At 62.2% G+C, this 17830-nt stretch carries 15 protein-coding genes; 12 read left to right on the top strand and 3 right to left on the bottom strand.

All coding sequences use genetic code 11. The features are described 5' to 3' along the window. Nucleotides 1-89 precede the first annotated feature (89 nt). The 3 genes from FE782_RS14665 (at nucleotide 90) to FE782_RS14655 (ending at nucleotide 7524) form a co-directional block, all read left to right on the top strand. Nucleotides 90-1052, top strand: coding sequence for an NAD(P)-dependent alcohol dehydrogenase (locus tag FE782_RS14665; RefSeq protein WP_138194967.1), 963 nt, complete (start codon nucleotides 90-92; stop codon nucleotides 1050-1052). Nucleotides 1053-1197: 145 nt separating this feature from the next. Further along, a complete protein-coding gene (locus FE782_RS14660; RefSeq protein WP_138194966.1) occupies nucleotides 1198-2514 on the top strand; it encodes a glutamate-1-semialdehyde 2,1-aminomutase in 1317 nt (438 codons plus the stop codon). A 465-nt stretch (nucleotides 2515-2979) separates the two neighbouring features. Then, nucleotides 2980-7524: a glutamate synthase-related protein gene (locus FE782_RS14655; RefSeq protein WP_238392496.1), complete on the top strand. Its 4545-nt coding sequence runs from the start codon at nucleotides 2980-2982 to the stop codon at nucleotides 7522-7524. Nucleotides 7525-7590: 66 nt separating this feature from the next. Here the strand turns inward: FE782_RS14655 and FE782_RS14650 are convergent, their stop codons facing one another. Next, nucleotides 7591-8061, bottom strand: a complete 471-nt coding sequence (locus tag FE782_RS14650; protein ID WP_138194965.1) for a hypothetical protein — start codon at nucleotides 8059-8061, stop codon at nucleotides 7591-7593. A 157-nt stretch (nucleotides 8062-8218) separates the two neighbouring features. On the opposite strand from FE782_RS14650, the gene FE782_RS14645 reads away from it, so the two are divergent. After that, nucleotides 8219-9166, top strand: a complete 948-nt coding sequence (locus tag FE782_RS14645; RefSeq protein WP_138194964.1) for an SPL family radical SAM protein — start codon at nucleotides 8219-8221, stop codon at nucleotides 9164-9166. 14 nt (nucleotides 9167-9180) lie between these two features. On the opposite strand, the gene FE782_RS14640 is transcribed toward FE782_RS14645, so the two are convergent. After that, on the bottom strand, nucleotides 9181-9633 hold the full coding sequence (locus tag FE782_RS14640) for a DUF441 domain-containing protein (RefSeq protein ID WP_138194963.1): 453 nt from the start codon (nucleotides 9631-9633) through the stop codon (nucleotides 9181-9183). A 141-nt stretch (nucleotides 9634-9774) separates the two neighbouring features. Continuing rightward, nucleotides 9775-10797, bottom strand: a complete 1023-nt coding sequence (locus tag FE782_RS14635; protein WP_138194962.1) for an ABC transporter substrate-binding protein — start codon at nucleotides 10795-10797, stop codon at nucleotides 9775-9777. Nucleotides 10798-10986: 189 nt separating this feature from the next. Here FE782_RS14635 and FE782_RS14630 point away from each other — a divergent pair, with 189 nt between their 5' ends. From FE782_RS14630 to FE782_RS32885, 8 genes are all read left to right on the top strand, one after another. Next, the gene (locus tag FE782_RS14630) at nucleotides 10987-11976 is read left to right on the top strand and encodes a FecCD family ABC transporter permease (protein WP_138194961.1); all 990 of its coding nucleotides are present in this window, start codon (nucleotides 10987-10989) and stop codon (nucleotides 11974-11976) included. Next, a complete protein-coding gene (locus FE782_RS14625; protein ID WP_138194960.1) occupies nucleotides 11966-13003 on the top strand; it encodes a FecCD family ABC transporter permease in 1038 nt (345 codons plus the stop codon). The genes FE782_RS14630 and FE782_RS14625 overlap by 11 nt, the downstream gene beginning before the upstream one ends. After that, complete coding sequence (locus FE782_RS14620; protein WP_138194959.1) at nucleotides 13000-13884, top strand: ABC transporter ATP-binding protein; 885 nt, start codon at nucleotides 13000-13002, stop codon at nucleotides 13882-13884. The genes FE782_RS14625 and FE782_RS14620 overlap by 4 nt, the downstream gene beginning before the upstream one ends. Continuing rightward, the gene (locus FE782_RS14615; protein WP_138195138.1) at nucleotides 13874-14593 is read left to right on the top strand and encodes a (2Fe-2S)-binding protein; all 720 of its coding nucleotides are present in this window, start codon (nucleotides 13874-13876) and stop codon (nucleotides 14591-14593) included. Before FE782_RS14620 ends, FE782_RS14615 begins: the two co-directional genes overlap by 11 nt. A gap of 191 nt (nucleotides 14594-14784) precedes the next feature. After that, entirely contained in the window at nucleotides 14785-15645 is an 861-nt protein-coding gene (locus FE782_RS14610; protein ID WP_138194958.1) for a MurR/RpiR family transcriptional regulator, read from the top strand. Between the two features lie 7 nt (nucleotides 15646-15652). Further along, nucleotides 15653-16381 (top strand): glucosamine-6-phosphate deaminase, encoded by a 729-nt coding sequence (gene nagB / locus FE782_RS14605; RefSeq protein ID WP_138194957.1) that lies wholly within the window; start codon nucleotides 15653-15655, stop codon nucleotides 16379-16381. Then, nucleotides 16378-17523: an N-acetylglucosamine-6-phosphate deacetylase gene (gene nagA / locus FE782_RS14600; protein ID WP_138194956.1), complete on the top strand. Its 1146-nt coding sequence runs from the start codon at nucleotides 16378-16380 to the stop codon at nucleotides 17521-17523. The genes nagB and nagA overlap by 4 nt, the downstream gene beginning before the upstream one ends. 58 nt (nucleotides 17524-17581) lie before the next feature. Beyond that, nucleotides 17582-17830, top strand: a 249-nt coding sequence (locus FE782_RS32885) for a hypothetical protein (protein ID WP_238392495.1), incomplete at its 3' end; no start/stop codon positions are given.

The raw sequence follows: 17830 nt of genomic DNA, 5'->3' as shown, positions 1-17830 counted from the left end.
GATTTCTCCTATCCATTTTCATTCGTCGAAGAGCCTTTTGTAAAGGACCGTTTGCGGTGGATTACAAAAAAATGCAGGAGGGAAAACCCATGAGAGCCATGGTCCAAATCTCGTATGGTCCGCCGGAGGTAATCGTCCCGCGAGAAGTCGCGAAACCGTCGCCAGGAAACAATGAAGTACTTATACGGATCCACGCCGCCGCAGTAGGGCCGTCGGATTGTGCTTTTCGCAAGGGCGATCCGCTTATGGTTAAATTGTTGTATGGATTGTCCAGACCGAAATTCGCAATTGGAGGATGCGAATTAGCCGGCGAGGTCGAAGCGGTCGGCAAAGAAGTAAAGCAGTTTAAAGTAGGGGATCGTATTCTGGGGATGAGCATCAAAAACTTCGGTGCTTATGCCGAATATAAGTGTCTTTCCGAAGAGAGCCCTCTTGTGGTCATACCGGACAACATCACCTTTGAAGAGGCCGTAGGTGTCTGTGACGGGGGTGCCACCGCATTGACGTTTCTAAGAGATAAGGCAACGTTGAGGAAGGGACAGAAAGTGCTGATTAACGGTGCCTCGGGGGCTGTCGGCATCTACGCTGTGCAATTAGCCAAACACTTCGGCGCTGAAGTAACCGGTGTTTGCTCTGCCGGCAACGAAAGTCTGGTAAGGAAAGCAGGGGCAGATTTCATTATCGACTATACCCGGGAGGATTTTACGAAAACGGACAAAGCTTATGATGTCGTCTTTGATGCTGTAGGCAAACGCTCCTTCTCGGCATGCAAGCGTGTCCTTACCTCCAAGGGAATTTATCTGACTACCGTACCCAAGCCGTCTATCATTTTACAGATGATGTGGACTTCCCTGTTTAAGGGCAAACGGGCTGTTTTTGCAGCAGCCGGCCTTATGCAAAACAAAACGAATTTGGCGTTTCTCGTAGAGCTCGCAAGAAATGGAACGCTGAACGCCGTGATCGATCATCGGTATCCGCTGGAGCGCCTGCCGGATGCCCACAGATATGTAGAGACCGAACGTAAAAAAGGTAACGTGATTGTTCAAATCTAAATTCAGCTCTTGAACGGTAACAACCATACAAGCCATCTCCGAAAAAAGTACAGGTTTCTAGGAGGAACAGGCTAGGAACACCTTGAATTTGTATATGCCGGTTCCCTTACAGGAATCATACATATCAGAAAGGTGTGCAAGCCTCATGAACCGATCCAAATCCGAAGCGCTATATAATGAAGCGTTACAACATATCGTCGGGGGCGTAAACAGTCCTTCGCGCTCGTTCAAGGCGGTCGGCGGGGGGGCTCCCGTCTTTATGAAGCGCGGCCAAGGCGCCTACTTCTGGGACGCAGACGACAATCGCTACATCGACTACCTGGCCGCGTACGGGCCGATCATTCTCGGCCACAACCACCCGGCCGTCACCGAGGCGATTCACAAAGCGGCGCTGAACGGCGCCCTCTACGGCACGCCGACCGAGCTCGAAATCGAGTTCGCCAAGCAGCTGAAGAAAGCGATTCCTTCATTAAATAAGGTGCGCTTTACGAACTCGGGGACGGAGGCCGTCATGACGACGATCCGAGTGGCGCGCGCGTACACGGGCCGCACGAAGATCATCAAGTTCGCAGGCTGCTATCACGGCCACTCCGACCTTGTGCTCGTCGCCGCCGGTTCCGGCCCGTCGACGCTCGGCGTGCCGGACAGCGCCGGCGTGCCGCAAGGCGTCGCATCCGAGGTGATCACGGTGCCGTTCAACGACCTCGACGGCCTGAGGCAAGCGCTCGAACGCTGGGGCGCCGAAACGGCGGCCGTGCTCGTGGAGCCGATCGTCGGCAACTTCGGCATCGTGGCGCCGGCGCCCGGCTTCCTCGAAGGCGTCCGCCGGTTGGCGCACGACGTTGGCGCGCTCGTCATCTACGACGAAGTCATTACCGCGTTCCGCTTTCACTGGGGCGCCGCGTCGACGTTCCTCGAAGGCGCCGGCGCGACCGACGCCGCCGCCATCGAGCCGGACCTCACCGCCCTCGGCAAAATTATCGGCGGCGGCCTTCCTATCGGCGCTTACGGCGGACGCGAGGACATTATGGCGCAGGTCGCGCCGCTCGGTCCCGCGTACCAGGCGGGCACCCACGCCGGCAACCCGATGAGCGTCTCGGCGGGCCTCGCTTGCGTCGTCGAGCTCGCCCGTCCCGGCACGTACGAACGACTCGACGCGCTCGGCCGCAAGCTGCAAGACGGACTGCAAGCCGCGGCGAACGCGCACGGCGTGCCGCTGACGATCAACCGGGTGCGCGGTGCGCTGTCCACGCACTTCTGCGGCCACCCCGTCACGAACTACGACGAGGCGCAGGACGCGGACGGCGAGACGTTCGGCCGCTTCTTCAAGCTCATGCTGGACGAGGGCGTGCTGCTCGCGCCCTCCAAGTACGAGGCGTGGTTTCTCACGACCGCCCATGCCGAAGAAGACGTCGCGGCGACGATCGCCGCGGCGGAGAGAGCATTTTCCAAGTTGAAATAAATCGGCTCGCCCCGGGACCTCTTGGTCGCCGGGGCGTTATTGTCTGAATCTGCTTGCTGATATTCTCGCGCGCGAATGGTATAAAAAAGAGGAGAGGATATCGCCCGTGCGCAACAATTATCCATTGTTCAAAAAATATGATTATTCACCGTTATAAATATTATTATACATTATAAAACGCTTTCAGTCTTTTATTCGTCCTTTTCTTTATTGTCGGGTGTAACATTTCATGTTATTCTATATCTACTTTTCAGCCTCTAGCACGGACGCGGTCTAACCTGTCATACCGTGTGAGGTTTGCGATGATTTGCCGCGCGTTTCGTACTACGTTTCACGTTATTCCCCCTTTGTATCGTCGACTTTATGCCGCGATGGATGAGCGCTTTTTATTCAGCGCAGTTGCATAATTATGCATGCCCGAACCCAATTCCTTAGGAGGTGAGGGTCAGAATACTGACCGCACGCATGAACCAAGCTATGAAGAACGAAGGATTGTTTGAAGGACTGCTGCTCGAAGAGCACGACAGCTGCGGCGTCATCTGCATCATCGAGAAGAACGGACATCCGTCCCGCGACAACATTCAGAAGACGATCGACGCCCTCGTAAAGATGGAGCACCGCTCCGGTTTTATCGACGGGGAAGGCGACGGCTGCGGCATTCTCACGGACATTCCGCGCGCCCTGTGGCAGAGCAAGCTCGAGAAAGCCGGCCTGGACGGCCAGCTCGCGTTCGACGACCGCTTCTCCGTCGCGCATATTTTCGTGCCTCGGAAGCTCGACATCTCGGCAAGCGACATGCAGAACGGCATGCGCGACCTGTTCGCGAAGTACGGCGTGAAGATCGTCTTGGAACAGGAAAACGAAACGAACGGCGCCGTGCTCGGCCCGAACGGCCGCAACGACGAGCCGACGTTCTGGCAAGTCGCCGCGATTACCGAGAAGGACGGCGTCAACGTCGCCGACCATCTGTTCGAGCTGCACGTCGAAATCGAAAGCAAATACAATGTTCATGTCGCGTCGCTCAGCAACGTAACGGCCGCTTATAAGGTCATGGGCTCCGCAAGCATTTTGCCGAAATATTTCAAAGACACGCAAGACCCGCTCTTCGCCGCTCAGGTGACGATCGGTCACAACCGCTATTCCACGAACACGTTGTCGAGCTTCTTCCGCGTGCAGCCGTTCTCCTTGCTCGGTCATAACGGAGAGATCAACACCGTAAAGAAGATGCGCTACGAAGCCGACATGATCGGCGTTCCGCTCGTCGACGGCGGCTCGGACTCTCAAGATATGAACCGGACGATCGAGACGTTCATTCACCGTCACGGCTTCTCGCACTTCGAGGCTATGGAGCTTGTCTTCCCTCCGATTCATAACGAGATGAAGTCGTTCCGTCCCGAGCTGCAAGATCTTTACGTTTATTATCGCCAAATTTGGGGTCATTACGCGCAAGGTCCGGCCGCCATCGTATCCCGTTACGATAACGAGTGCGTATTCAGCGTAGACGCTCTCGGCCTTCGCCCGCTGTGGATGGTCGAAAGCGAAACATCGCTTTATTTCTCCTCCGAGCAAGGCGTTATCACGGTCGGCGAGATGGTCGCGGACCCGAAGCCGATCGCCCCGGGCGAGAAGATCGGCGTCGTCCTGACGCGCGGCGAACACGTGCAAGTCATTCCGTACGAAGAGCTTCAGACGACCGTACTCGAGCGCGCGAAGCAGCGCGTCGACTTCGCGGGACTTCGCGGCCAATTGTTCTATCAGAACGAATTCCCTGCTGCGGCTCCGAACGCGGACGTCCAAGTGACGGATGCGCTGTATGCGGCTGCAGGCTGGGATCGCGAGGGCATCCAGATGGTCGAAGCGATGTCGGAAACCGGCGCGGAGCCGATCCGCTCACTCGGCTATGACGGCCCGCTCGCGGCGCTGAACTGGGAACGGCAAAATGTTGCAGACTTCATTAAAGAGAGCGTCGCCGTCGTCACGAACCCGGCGATCGACCGCGATCGCGAGCAGGAGCACTTCTCCACCCGCGTCGTCGTCGGCCCTCGTCCGACGATCTACGGCGAGCCGGACGGCCGCCTGCGCGTCGAGCTGCCGGCTCCGCTCGTGCTCGAAGGCTCCAACGGCGTCGGCAGCCTGGAAGCGGTCGGCCAGCCGTCGCTCGAATCGCTCGTTGCCGCGTTCGAAGCGTCCCAAGCCGGCTCCGTCGCGACGTTGTCGCTGACGTTCGGCCGCGGAGAATCGCTCAAGGCCGCGCTCGACAAGCTCGCGGACGACGCGATCGCCGCGGTTCGCGGCGGCGCCAGCCTGCTCTTGCTCGACGACGGCGAAGCGAACAGCAACGACCGTCTTTGGATCGACGCGCATCTCGCGGTTTCCCGCGTAGACATCGCGCTGAAGTCCGTAAAGCTCGGCCAAGGCGACAACCTGCGCCGTCAAGCGGCGATCGCGCTTCGCTCCGCTTCGGTCCGCAACCTGCACGACATCGCGGTCGCTTGCGGTCTCGGCGCGGACCTGATTTCCCCGTACGTGTTGTTCTCGACGGCGGCGGCGAAGGAAGGCGCGGCGGCGGCTCAGAAGGTGTTCACTACGCTTCAGAAGGGTCTCGAGAAGGTCATCTCCACGATCGGTACGCACGAGCTTCGCGGGTATACGCGATTCTTCTCGTCGATCGGCCTCCACCCGGAAGTCGCGGAAGTGCTCGATATCGTCAACTACCTCGGCAGCGAAAACGCGGGCACGGGCTTCGCGCAGCTCGAAGCGGACGCGATCGCTCGTTACGAGGACTATAACAACAATCCGAAGGCCAAGGCGGGCAAGAACTTCCGCTTCTTCCAACGGATGTGGAAAGCGCTCGGCGACGCGGCTTCCGGCGCGGCTCCTTACTCGGATTACCGCGACAAGCTGCGCGAAGAAGAAGCGAAAAATCCGATCAGCATTCGCCACGTCGCGGACTTCGATTACGAGAAGGCGTTGTCGGACGGCCGCAAGCCGCTCGATCCGAAGGACGTTAACATCGGCGTAGGCGACCACGATCTGCCGATGCTTATCTCTTCCATGTCGTTCGGCTCTCAGAACGAGACGGCGTTCCGCGCCTACGCGGAAGCCGGCGAACGTCTGAACATGGTGACGATGAACGGCGAAGGCGGCGAAATCAAGGATATGCTCGGCCGCTATAAGCGGACGCGCGGCGCGCAGGTCGCTTCCGGCCGCTTCGGCGTCAACGTCGAGCTCGCGAACGCGGTGGCGTTCCTCGAGATTAAGATCGGCCAAGGCGCGAAGCCGGGCGAAGGCGGTCACCTGCCGGGCTCCAAGGTTACGGCGAAGATCGCTGCCGCGCGGAACGCGACGATCGGCTCCGACCTGATCTCGCCTTCGAACAACCATGACATCTACTCGATCGAGGATCTCGCGCAAATCATCAGCGAGTTGAAGGAAGCTAGCAACCACAACGCGAAAATCATCGTGAAGGTACCGGTCGTTCCGGGCATCGGCACGATCGCGGTCGGCGTCGCCAAGGCCGGCGCGGACGTCATCACGCTGTCCGGCTTCGACGGCGGCACCGGCGCGGCGCGCATGCACTCGCTGCAGCACGTCGGCCTGCCGACGGAGATCGGCACGAAGCTCGCGCACGTCGCGTTGATCGAAGCGGGTCTTCGCCACCGCGTCGAGCTGTGGTCCGACGGCGGTCTGAAGTCCGGCGCGGACGTCGTGAAGATGATGATGCTCGGCGCGAACCGCTGCGGCTTCGGCTCCATCTCGATGCAAGCGATCGGCTGCACGACGTGCCGCGGCTGTCACCTCGACACGTGCCACGTCGGCATCGCGACGCAGATCGACTCGATGGAAGAAGCCGAAGAGAAAGGTCTCCGCCGCTTCGTTCCCCGCGTATACGACAACGCGGTCGACGCCTTGGTTCGCTTGTTCTCGGGCATCGGCGAAGAAGTCCGCGACATCGTCGCGGCGCTCGGCTACAAGAACGCGCAAGATCTCGTCGGTCGTTCCGACTTGCTGCAGCAGGTGAACGCGCTCGAGAAGATCGACCTGTCGGCGATCCTTCGTCCGGCTCCGCTGCAATTCATCGCTCCGGCGGCGCAAGAAGCCGCTGCGGCTTCCGCCGAGCCGGTGCTCGCGGCCGTAGGCGCGGAAGCGGCGATGTATCCGAGCGCGCTTAGCTTCGAATCGCCGATCGCGAAGCGTTGGAGCAAGATCAGCGCAGAGACGCGCATCATCGGCTCGCGCTTCTCCTCGAACCGCGTCCGCGACCGGTTCGACGGCAGCTACGACCAGCTTCCGGGCATCTCGCTCGAGCTGACGGACGGCTCCGTGCCGGGGAACGGTCTCGGCGCGTTCAACGCCCGCGGCGTGGACATTACGGTTCACGGCGGCGCGGAAGACGGCGTAGCGAAGATGGCGTTCGGCGGCAAGATCGCGATTCTCAAGGCGCCGAGCAAGCATAAGGCGTTCATCAACGGTTCCGTCGGCAAGTCGTTCGCCTACGGCGCGCAGAAAGGTACCTTCATCGTTCAGGGCAACGCGGACTCCCGCGCCTGCATCCGTCTCTCGGGCGCCGACGTCATCTTCGGCGGCGAGATCGTAGGTCCGATCCGCGACGACATCGGCAACATGGCCGGCCGCGCGAACCTGAAGGGCTTCGCGTTCGAATACATGACGAACGGGCGCGCCGTCGTCATGGGCGATCCGGGACCTTGGATTTGCGCCGGCATGACGGGCGGCGTCATCTACCAGCGTCTGCAGCCGGAGCTTGGCCTCGACGAAGCGGCGATCAAGCGCCGCGTCGCCAAGGGCGCGAAGGTCAGCATCACGGCGCTGGGCGACAAGAGCCGCGCCGACCTGAAGGAGCTGCTCGGTATCTACCGCTCCGAGCTGGAGAAATCCGGCCAAGCGGAAACCGCGGCGAAGATCGCTTCGATGCTCGAGAATGTCGACGCGCACTTCGTCCGGATTTCGCCGGTCACGATGCAAGCCGATCAATCGGTCGCTACGGAATAATAGAAAGAAATCCCCCGGGGGCTTGGCCTCCGGGGGATTTCTTCATGTTCCGCGCCTCGTATCGATTTAATCTTTATCGACGATCCTCCATTCCTCTTCTTCCTTGCTAAGCAAGTAAAACCCGTCCGAATAGATGTCCCCGTCCCCTTCCAGCCACGTTCTCGTCGTTACGATCGCGGACAATTCCTTAGGCGTATGCAGGCGAATGCCGACGACTTCGATCTTCCGCACCTTGCTGGCCGGAAAGCCCATATTGCTGTTTTCCGCGAGCAAGCTCATATAGCCGTCTTGGTCCCCTTCGTTTTGAAATCGGACGGACCGGTTAATCGTCTGGATCAGCTTCAACTCTTCGCCGACGTATTTGCTTTCGTCCGCATAGCTCGCTTCCGCGGGATCGGGCTTCCTCTCGGGATTCGACTCCTGCGCGGACTCGATCTGCGCCTTCGCCGGCAATATCGGCCGCTCTCCGGGCGCCGCCATGCAGCCCGCGGCGATCGCGCCGACCGCGAGCAGCATCCCAATAAGCTTGTATGACATCCCTCCACCTCTTTCCACCGGCTTCCATATCGATTAGACGCACCAAGGCGATGCAGGGTTGCACCGTTTTCATGCAAACCTGTGTTCGCATTCGCGAAACGACTGTGGTATACTTCAACTACGAACACAAGTTCCTATAGAATCAGGAGCGTATCGTATGACGACCAAACAATTCGAATCCGTTACCGCCAAGCTCGTCCTGAACCGCGTGAAGGTCGAACGCATGCCGTTCGACTGGTCGCTCAACCCCTACCGCGGCTGCGCGCACGGCTGCAGCTTCTGTTACGCGCGCGCCTTCCAGACATTCCTCGGCAAGGAAGCTACCGACGAGTTTCAGCATCATATATTTATTAAGGAGAACGCCGCCGAAGCGTTGGAATCCCAACTCCGCACGTTCGGGCGCAGGCACGGCCTGCGCGACACCGACGTCGGCCCCCGCATCGGTCCCGTCGCCGTCGGCACGGCGACGGACCCGTACCAGCCGATCGAGGCGAAGGCGCGGCAGACGCGCCGCTGCCTGCAGGTGCTGGCGCGCTACCGCGTCCCGACGTCCGTCACGACCCGGTCGCCGCTCGTCCTGCGGGATCTGGACGTGCTGCGCGACGTCGACGTCACGTCGATCAACATTAGCGTCAACACGTTAGACGCAGCGATCGCCAGGAAGCTGGAGCCGGCCTCGCCCCATCCGGCCGGGCGAATGCGCGCGGTCCGGGCGCTCGCGAACGCAGGCTTCCCCGTCGGCATCTTCGTCGCCCCGATTCTGCCGCTGCTCACCGACGGCGAAGAGACGCTCGACGCGCTCTTCGCCGAGTCGAAGGCGCAGGGCGCCGGCTTCGCGATGACGTCGCTGCTGCGGCTGTCCCCCGACGTAAAGATGTGGTATTACCATACGCTCGAGATGCATTTCCCGGAGCTGATCCAGCCTTACGCTCGGTTATATCGGAACGCCTACGTCGAACGGTCGTATGCCGACAAGATGAAGCGGCGCATCGAAGCCGTATCGGCTCGGCACGGCCTTCCCGAGCCGGCTCCCGTCCTTCGGCCCTCGGCCGCGGCTCCGGCGCCTGCGAAGCCGCTGCCGGAGCAGCTCAGTTTCGCGTTCTAATAAGCGCGCGAGGGTTATTTCGCGCCGAGCAGCACCGAGAGGATACCTGCGGCGATGAGCGGCCCGACGGGGACCCCTCGGAACAGGGCGACCCCCAGAATCGTCCCCAGCAGCAGCCCCGTCACGACCGCGGGCTGCTGCGACATGAGCGTCACGCCTCGGCCGCCGAGATAGGCGACTAACAAGCCGACGGCGACCGCGGCCAGCGACTGCCACCGCAGGAGCGACGCAACCGCCGCGCGATGGTCGAGGCTCCCGCTGGCGATCGGGGCCAGAATGCCGATGGTTAAGATGACGACGCCGGCGGTAAGACCGTAGTTCTCCAGCCACGGGAATACCTGATGCAGCTTTGTGACGCGAAGCAGGAGCAGCGCGACGACGGCGATGGCGACGGTGGAATTGTTGCCGAGAATGCCGAGCGCGGCTAAGACCAGCAGCGCCGCGGACGGCAGATCGACGGACGGCATGGTGCGGATTCCCCTTCCCGTTCGTATCGGATGATGCATAGGATTTCCAATTTCGTTGACGCTAACCGTCCGCGGCGGCGCTCGACGCAAAGAAGCGAGCCGAGGATCCCTCCCCGGCTCGCTTCTTGCGTTCGTATTGTTTTATTTCACTTCGAAATACGTATACAGATCGTCGATCATCAGATTCGCCGCGATGACGCCGCCGGCCGTATTCCAGATCGCGTCGCTTACCTTGTACGCCTTGCCCGCTTTCACGACGTCGAGCGTCTGCCACAACGGGTCTTTCAACCAACTATCCTCGACGGCCGTCGCGCCGCCGTCGCCGAGCTCGTAAGAGAAGTAGAACAGGATGTCGCCGTCCATCTCCTCGATCCGCTCCTTCGTTACGCCGCGAGCCGCGAAATCGTCGATATCCTGCGCCGGCGGACGCGCCAAGCCGATCTGGCTCAGAATGACGCCCGAGAACGTATCCTTCCAATAAATCCGCGTATCGTTCGCCATGAAGCGCACGATCGACACTTGCGTCGACAGCTTGTCGCCGAGCTTCGTCTTCAGGTCCGCGATGCGCGCCTCGTAATCGCCCATAACCTTCTCGCCTTCGGCCGTCTTGCCGAGAACGTCGGCGTACATCTTGAAGTTGACTTGCCAATCGCCGCGAAGCGTCTCCGCGAACACCGTCGGCGCGATTGCGCTCAGCTCGTCGTAGATTTCTTCGTTACGCATCTTGTTGCCGATAATGAGGTCCGGCTTCAAGCCGATGATGAGCTCCAGGTTCGGCTGGCTTTCTTCCCCGACGTTCACGACGTCCTTCATCTGATCCTTAATGTGGTCGTACCACGGATCGCCGAGCCACGACTTCGCCGCGCCGACCGGCGTGACGCCGAGCGCGAGCAGCGCTTCCGTGCCTTCGTTCGTCAGGATGACGACGCGCTGCGGATTCGTCGGGACGTCCGTCGTCCCCATCGCGTGCGTAAAGCTGCGCGTGGCCGGCTCCGCTTCCGGCGCCGCCTCGGACGTCGCCGCCCCGTTATCGTTCGCCGCTTCGGTCGAATCGGACGTCTCCGCAGCAGGTTGCTGCGAGTCCGTTCCGCCGCAGGCGGCCAACCCGAAGGCCAATGCCAACAACGCGATCGACGTAAGCGCTATGTTCGACAGCTTTTTCATAAGTAAATTCCACTCCCCATAGGTGTCTGATAATGATTCTCAGCAAGATGACAAACCTCACTATACAAACGAAGCGGCAACCTGTCAAGGTATTTTTTGAAAACGATTCTCATCTTCATTGACAGGTGAGAACAGTTCTCATACAATGGGTAAGTAACTTATCCTACCTCATAAGGATTTCAATCACACATGAAGAAACCGTTCGGACTTCTCGCCTGCGTTGTTCTGCTGTGCGGCTTCGGCTTTCTGTCGATCGCGTACGGCAGCCGAAGCATCGACTTATATACGGTCTGGCAAGCTTTCGCCGCCTTCGACGGCACGTCGGCCGATCACTTGATCGTGCGCAATACCCGGCTGCCGCGGACGCTCGTCGCGGCGGCGGTCGGCGCGGCGCTCGCCGTCTCCGGGGCGATCATGCAGACGGTCACGCGCAACCCGCTCGCGTCGCCGAGCATCTTCGGCGTCAACAGCGGCGCGGCGCTCTGCATTATCGTCGCGATCTCCGTTCTCAGCATCGATTCGCAGTCGCAGTTCATCTGGGCCGCGTTCCTCGGCGCCGCGCTCGCGGCCGGAGCCGCTTACGGACTCGGCTCGGTCGGCCGCGGCGGCGGTTCGCCGGTCAACATTACGCTCGCCGGCGCCGCGGTGACCGCCTTCGCGTCTTCGATCACGCAAGGCATTATGCTGGTGAACGGAAGATCGTTCGATCAGATCATCTTCTGGCTCGTCGGCTCCGTCGCGGGCCGCGAGATGCCGATGCTGCTCCCGGTGCTGCCGTTCCTCGCGATCGGCGCGATCGTCTGCTTCGCGCTCGCGGCGCCGCTCAATACGCTGGCGCTCGGCGAAGACGTCGCGCGCGGTCTCGGTCAACGCGTCGGCGCGGTGAAGCTCGGCGCCGCCGCGGCCGTCGTCCTCCTCGCGGGCTCGTCGGTCGCCGTGGCGGGACCGATCGCCTTCGTCGGCATCGTCGTGCCGCATATCGCCCGGTTCGTCGCCGGCCGCGATCACCGGTGGCTGCTGCCGTACAGCGCCCTGCTCGGGAGCGTCCTGCTGCTCGGCGCGGACGTAATCGCCCGATTCGTCGCGATGCCGAACGAATTGCCCGTCGGCGTCGTCACCGCGCTGATCGGCGTCCCGTTCTTCGTATGGGTGGCAAGGAGGGACGTTCATGCGAAGTAATCGTTACGCGGTTCGCACGCGCTTGTTCTCGTATTTGATCGAACGCCGCGCCGTCTTCTGGACGGTCGTCCTGACGATCGCGCTCGTCGCGCTCGTCTGCGTCAGCGCCGGCGTCGGAAGCTTATGGATTTCGCCGGTCGAAGTGCTTCGCGGCGCGTTCGGCTTCGGCGACGACGCGACGCGGACGGTGCTGTATTCGTTCCGTCTTCCCCGCGCCGCCATGTCCGTCTTGGCCGGCGCCTGCCTCGCGGCTTCGGGCGCGCTGCTCCAAAGCGTGTCCCGCAACCCGCTCGCCTCGCCGGATATGATCGGCGTCACGGGCGGGGCGGCCGCGGCGGGCGTCGCGAGCCTCGTCCTGACCGGCGGCGCGATCGGCCTGACCGGCCTGTCGCTCTCCGCGATCGGCGGCGCCGTCGCCGTCGCCGCGCTGTTGTTCGCGCTCGCGTGGAAGGGCGGCGTCTCGCCGCTGCGTCTCGTCTTGATCGGCGTGGCGCTGCAGACCGCCGCGGGGTCGCTCTCTTCGTTCATGATCATTCTGAGCCCGACGTATTTGGCGACGCAGGCGTTCACCTGGCTGACCGGGAGCGTATACGGCAGCTCTTGGAACAATGTCGGGGCGCTGCTCCCGTGGGCGGCCGGCTTCGGCCTCGTCGCATGGATGCTCTCCCGCAAGGCGAACGTGCACGAGCTCGGCGAGGACGTCGCCGCCAGCGTCGGCAGCCGGGTATCCCGCGAGCGCTCGGCGCTCATCGCGATCAGCGCCGCGCTCGCCGGCGCCGCGGTATCCCAAGTCGGCGCGATCGGCTTCATCGGCCTGATGGCGCCGCACATGGCCCGCAGGCTCGTCGGCCCGGCGTTCGGCGCCGTCCTGCCGGTATCGGCGTGCATCGGCGCCATGCTGCTGCTGATCGCCGATACGCTCGGCCGGACCGCGTTCCCGCCGAACGACATTCCTGCCGGCGTGTTTACGGCGGCGGTAGGGGCTCCCTTTTTCGTATATCTACTCTTAAGGAGGAAGGGCAAATGACGGCCATGGAAGCGAAGGGGCTGACGCTGGCATACGGCGGCGCGCCGATTATCGATCGTCTCGACCTCTTGATCCCGAAAGCCAAGATTACCGTCCTGATCGGCAAGAACGGCTGCGGCAAGTCGACGCTGCTGCGGTCGATCGCGCGGCTGATGAAGCCTGCCGGGGGCGCCGTCCTGTTGGACGGCAAGGACATCTACGGTTCGCCGACGAAGGACGTCGCGAAGAAGCTCGCGATCCTGCCGCAAGGCCCCGTCGCGCCGGAAGGCCTCACCGTGCTGCAGCTCGTCAAGCAAGGGCGGTACCCGCATCAGACGTGGCTGAAGCAATGGACGCGGGACGACGAGACGGTCGTCCGAGAGGCGCTCCAAGCGACCGGCATGACGCCGTTCGCCGACCGCCCCGTAGACGCCTTGTCCGGCGGTCAGCGTCAGCGCGCCTGGATCGCCATGACGCTCGCGCAGCAAACCGAGACGATCCTGCTCGACGAGCCGACGACGTACCTCGATATGACGCACCAGATCGAAGTGTTGGAGCTGCTCGCCGCCCTCAACGAGCGGGAGCGCCGCACGATCGTGATGGTGCTGCACGATCTGAACCTCGCCTGTCGATACGCGCACCACATCGTGGCGGTCGCGGGCGGAGGCGTGTACGCCGAAGGGCCGCCGGAGAAGGTCGTTAACGAGACGCTCGTCCGCGATGTGTTCGAGATGGACTGCCGCATGATCGCGGATCCGGTATACGGCTCGCCGCTCTGCATCCCGCTCGGCTCGCGGGCGCCGTCGCAGCCGCCGCAGCCGCCGCGAGGCGACGCGTCGGCCGTTACCTCCGATCCGAACCCGACGCCCGAGAAGGAAAAGGAGACCGCCTATGTCCGTTGATACCCGATTGACGGTGCAGCGGCAGCTCGGCTTCTACACCGAAGAGCCGGAAGGCGTCTCGGACCGGCTGCCCGGTCCGATGCTCGCCTCTCCGGAGCAGGTGAAGTCGCTCGTGGACCGCGTCGCCGGCATGCTCGGCACCGATAAGCCGACGGTCGCCGCGTCGCAGTTCACGAAGTGGTACTGCCGTTCTCTCATATCCGTCTTATACGAATTCAGCGTGCTCGGCATCGCGCGTTCCGCCTCGCTCCGGGATATCGCCGTCCTGTTCCCCGGGGAGCCGCCGTTCGCCGTCTTGTGCGGCGGGCGCACCGCCCGAGTGACGGATGACGCTTCTCGGGAATCGCTGCGGGAGCTGACGGTCATTCGCTTGTTCGCGCACAATTGGAACCTCGTCTTCAAGAGTCTCCACGCGCAAACCGGCGTCCGCGAAGACCTGCTCTGGGAGAACGGTTCGATGTACCTGAACCACTTCTACCGACTGTGGATTACGGAAGCCGAGGACGAAGCGCTTCGCGAGCGACTCGAGGACGACTATCTCTACATTCAGAGAGAAGCTCCGCCCGAGCTGTACGGCGAGCTTCAGTGCTTCAATCCGTTCGCCTGGACCGGGAAGCCGATCCGGCGCAAATGCTGTCTCCGGTATCATCTGCCGGACGGGAACTATTGCAAGGGCTGCCCGGTTTCGCACGCGAAATCCGACGCCTGAGATCGAACGCGCAACGCCGACGACCGCGACGACCGAACGATTCGGACGCCGCGGTTTTTTGTTTCGTTCCGGCATGTTCCTCTTGCGCCGATGGAAATCCTAGAATATGATAATAAAGAAGGAAAATTATTTTCGTCATTTCCCGATAATGGATTAAATTATTTTCATGAACCCACACCGGAGGCGTGCCGATGTCCAACATACTCTACGCCATCCGCGAGCGGCTGTCTTCCCTTCACCCGAAGGAACGCGCCCTCGCCGAATACATTCTCGAGCATCCGCAGGAAGCGACGCGTTCGGGCATTACCGAATTGGCCGAGCGCGCGGGGGCCAGCACGGCGACGATCACGCGCTTCTGCAAGTCGATGCGGTTCGACGGCTTCCCCGACTTCAAGCTGAAGCTCGCCGAGGAGCTCGCGGCCCCTTCCGAGCAGCAGCCGACGTACCAAGACATCGTCGCCGGCAATTCGCTGCAGCGCATCGTCGCCGCGATGGAGGCCAATCACCTCCGCTCGATCGCGGACACGACGCGTCTGCTCGATTTCGGCGCGCTGGAAGCGGCCGTCGCGGCGCTCGACCGGGCTCGGCGCATCGATCTGTACGGCGTCGCCACATCCGGCATCGTCGCGCAGGACGCCTATCAGAAGCTGATCCGGATCGGGAAAGAAGCGAACGCCTTCTCCGACCCGCACCTTCAGATCACATCCGCTTCCAACTTGGGGCCGGGCGACGTCGCGCTGGCCATCTCGTATTCGGGCGCGACGCAGGAGACGCTGGACGCGCTCGTCTGCGCGAAAGCCCAAGGCGCGACGACGATCTCGCTGACGAAGTACGGCGCGAATCCGCTCGCCGATGCGGCGGACATCGCGTTGTTCGCCTCCTCCCTCGAGGAAGGCATGCGGCGCGGCGACATGGCTTCGCGCATCGCGCAGCTGCACGTCATCGACATTTTGTTCATCGGACTCGTCAGCTCGCGCTTCGACGCGTACGTGCCGAAGTTGGAGCAGACGTACGTGAATGTAAAGCATTTTCGGAAAACGAAAGGTAGGTAGCTCGCAAATGAACATCCTCACGTTCCCGACGGACGCCGAACTGAACGAAGCCGGCGCCGGTATCATTACCGGACTCGTCCAGACGAAGCCGAACGCCGTCCTCGGCCTCGCCACCGGCAGCACGCCGATCGGCATCTACAAGGAAATGATCCGCACGTTCCGCAAAAACATGGTCAGCTACAAGCAGGCGACGACGTTCAACCTGGACGAGTACGTCGGGCTGCCGGCCTCCGATCCGCAAAGCTACGCGTACTATATGAAAGAGCATCTCTTCGATCATATCGACGCGTCCCCGGAGCGCACGCATATCCCAAGCGGAACCGCGGCGGACCCGGAGGCGGAGTGCAAGCGGTACGACGCGCTGCTCGAATCGTACGGACAGATCGATCTGCAGCTGCTCGGTCTCGGCCATAACGGGCACATCGGCTTTAACGAGCCGGACCATTCGCTCATCCGCGGCACCCACGTCGTGAAGCTCAGCGATCAGACGCGGGACGCGAACGCCCGCTTCTTCGAAACGCCGGAACGCGTGCCTACGCACGCCATTACGATGGGCGTCGGCACGATTCTGAAGGCGAAGACGATTCTGCTCGTCGTGAAGGGCGCGGACAAAGCCGACATCGTGCACCGCGCGCTGACGGGCGAGATTACGACGGAATGCCCGGCGAGCTTGCTGCAAACCCATCCGCATCTCGTGGTGCTGCTCGACGCCGAAGCGGGGAGGCATTTCCGATGACCTTGGTTCGCGGACATATCGTTACTGAAGAAGGCATCTTGGAAAATGGCACCGTCCGCATCGACGCCGGACGCATCGTCGAGGTATCCGCGTCTTCCGCCGGCGCCGGCGCCGTCGACGTCGACCTGCAAGGCGGTTGGGTCGTCCCCGGCTTTATCGACCTGCATTGTCACGGCGGGTTCGGCGGCGACTTCATGGACGCAACAATAGAATCCTACGAGACGATCACCGGCTTCCACGGCCGGCACGGCACGACGACGATGCTGGCGACGACGGTCACGGCGACGAAGCCGGACATCGACGCCGTGCTGCAGGCGACCGCCGCGTATCGCGACGCGGCGTCTTCGCGCGGGGCGCGGTTGCTCGGCGTCCACCTCGAGGGCCCGTTCATTAGCCCGAAGTGGCCCGGCGCGCAAAATCCCGCCCGCATCGTCCCGCCGAACGCGGACTGGCTGCAGGATTGGGCGACCGCCTATCCGGGGCTCGTGAAGCAGCTGACGCTCGCGCCGGAGACGGAAGGCGCGATCGGCCTGATCCGCGAGCTGCGGAAGCTCGGCATCATCGCCGCGGCGGGCCATACGGACGCGACGTACGACCAGCTCGTCGACGCCGTCGACGCCGGGCTGAACCAGGCCGTGCATACGTTCAACGCCATGACGCCGCTGCATCATCGGAATCCGGGCGTCGTCGGCGCCGTCTTGACCGACGCTCGCATCGTCGCCGAGGTGATCGCGGACGGCGTGCACGTCCACCCGGCCGCCGTGAAGCTGCTGACGCAGACGAAGACGGCCGGCAACCTCGTCTTGATCACCGACGCGATGGCGGCGGCGGGCCTCGGGGACGGCCAGTATTCGCTCGGCGGGCTCGACGTCACCGTTCGCGGCGGCGTGGCGCGGTTGACGCACGGCGACAGCCTCGCCGGCAGCACGCTGACGATGATCGAAGCGTTCCGCTTCGTCGTTCAGCGCATCGGCTTGTCCGTGCCGGAGGCGAGCCGCCTCGCGAGCGCCAACGCGGCGAAGCAGCTCGGGCTCGGGAACGAGCTCGGCGCGATCCGCGCGGGCGCGGCCGCCGACCTTGTGCTGCTGACGCCGGAGCTGGACATCGTCCGCGTCTACCGCGACGGCGTGGAGATCGGGTAATGCATGAGCTGGCCGTTGCTGCCGGGGGCGTCTCGCTCCTAGGCTGCGGCGGCTTTTTTTGCCGCTGCTTCACGGGGTTCAGCCGTTCCGCGGCTTGCAGCGGCACGAAGGCGTTGCTGAAGCGAAGCAAGACACAGTGCATTTGCCTAACCGGCTGATCCGTGTCCCCAACAGCATGTATAAGCGCAAATTCGCGCTTATATTGCAGGGGCTGGACTTCTGTCAAGAAAGTGGACACAAGTCTATGAAGCCTGGAGTTGCTTATGGTATTCCTTTTCGAACCGATGAGGGGGTAGATACCCAAGGG

The organism is Paenibacillus antri (genome assembly GCF_005765165.1).
Taxonomy (GTDB): Bacteria; Bacillota; Bacilli; order Paenibacillales; family YIM-B00363; genus Paenibacillus_AE; species Paenibacillus_AE antri.
This window is presented reverse-complemented; position numbering and strand designations above follow the sequence as displayed.

Coding starts and splice junctions, on each gene's coding strand:
- FE782_RS14660 (WP_138194966.1), top strand. CDS start 1,198: ATGAACCGATCCAAATCCGAAGCGCTATATAATGAAGCGTTACAACAT.
- FE782_RS14665 (WP_138194967.1), top strand. CDS start 90: ATGAGAGCCATGGTCCAAATCTCGTATGGTCCGCCGGAGGTAATCGTC.
- FE782_RS14640 (WP_138194963.1), bottom strand. CDS start 9,633: ATGCCGTCCGTCGATCTGCCGTCCGCGGCGCTGCTGGTCTTAGCCGCG.
- FE782_RS14650 (WP_138194965.1), bottom strand. CDS start 8,061: ATGTCATACAAGCTTATTGGGATGCTGCTCGCGGTCGGCGCGATCGCC.
- nagA (WP_138194956.1), top strand. CDS start 16,378: ATGACCTTGGTTCGCGGACATATCGTTACTGAAGAAGGCATCTTGGAA.
- FE782_RS14620 (WP_138194959.1), top strand. CDS start 13,000: ATGACGGCCATGGAAGCGAAGGGGCTGACGCTGGCATACGGCGGCGCG.
- FE782_RS14635 (WP_138194962.1), bottom strand. CDS start 10,797: ATGAAAAAGCTGTCGAACATAGCGCTTACGTCGATCGCGTTGTTGGCA.
- FE782_RS14615 (WP_138195138.1), top strand. CDS start 13,874: ATGTCCGTTGATACCCGATTGACGGTGCAGCGGCAGCTCGGCTTCTAC.
- FE782_RS14610 (WP_138194958.1), top strand. CDS start 14,785: ATGTCCAACATACTCTACGCCATCCGCGAGCGGCTGTCTTCCCTTCAC.
- FE782_RS14645 (WP_138194964.1), top strand. CDS start 8,219: ATGACGACCAAACAATTCGAATCCGTTACCGCCAAGCTCGTCCTGAAC.
- nagB (WP_138194957.1), top strand. CDS start 15,653: ATGAACATCCTCACGTTCCCGACGGACGCCGAACTGAACGAAGCCGGC.
- FE782_RS14625 (WP_138194960.1), top strand. CDS start 11,966: ATGCGAAGTAATCGTTACGCGGTTCGCACGCGCTTGTTCTCGTATTTG.
- FE782_RS14655 (WP_238392496.1), top strand. CDS start 2,980: ATGAACCAAGCTATGAAGAACGAAGGATTGTTTGAAGGACTGCTGCTC.
- FE782_RS14630 (WP_138194961.1), top strand. CDS start 10,987: ATGAAGAAACCGTTCGGACTTCTCGCCTGCGTTGTTCTGCTGTGCGGC.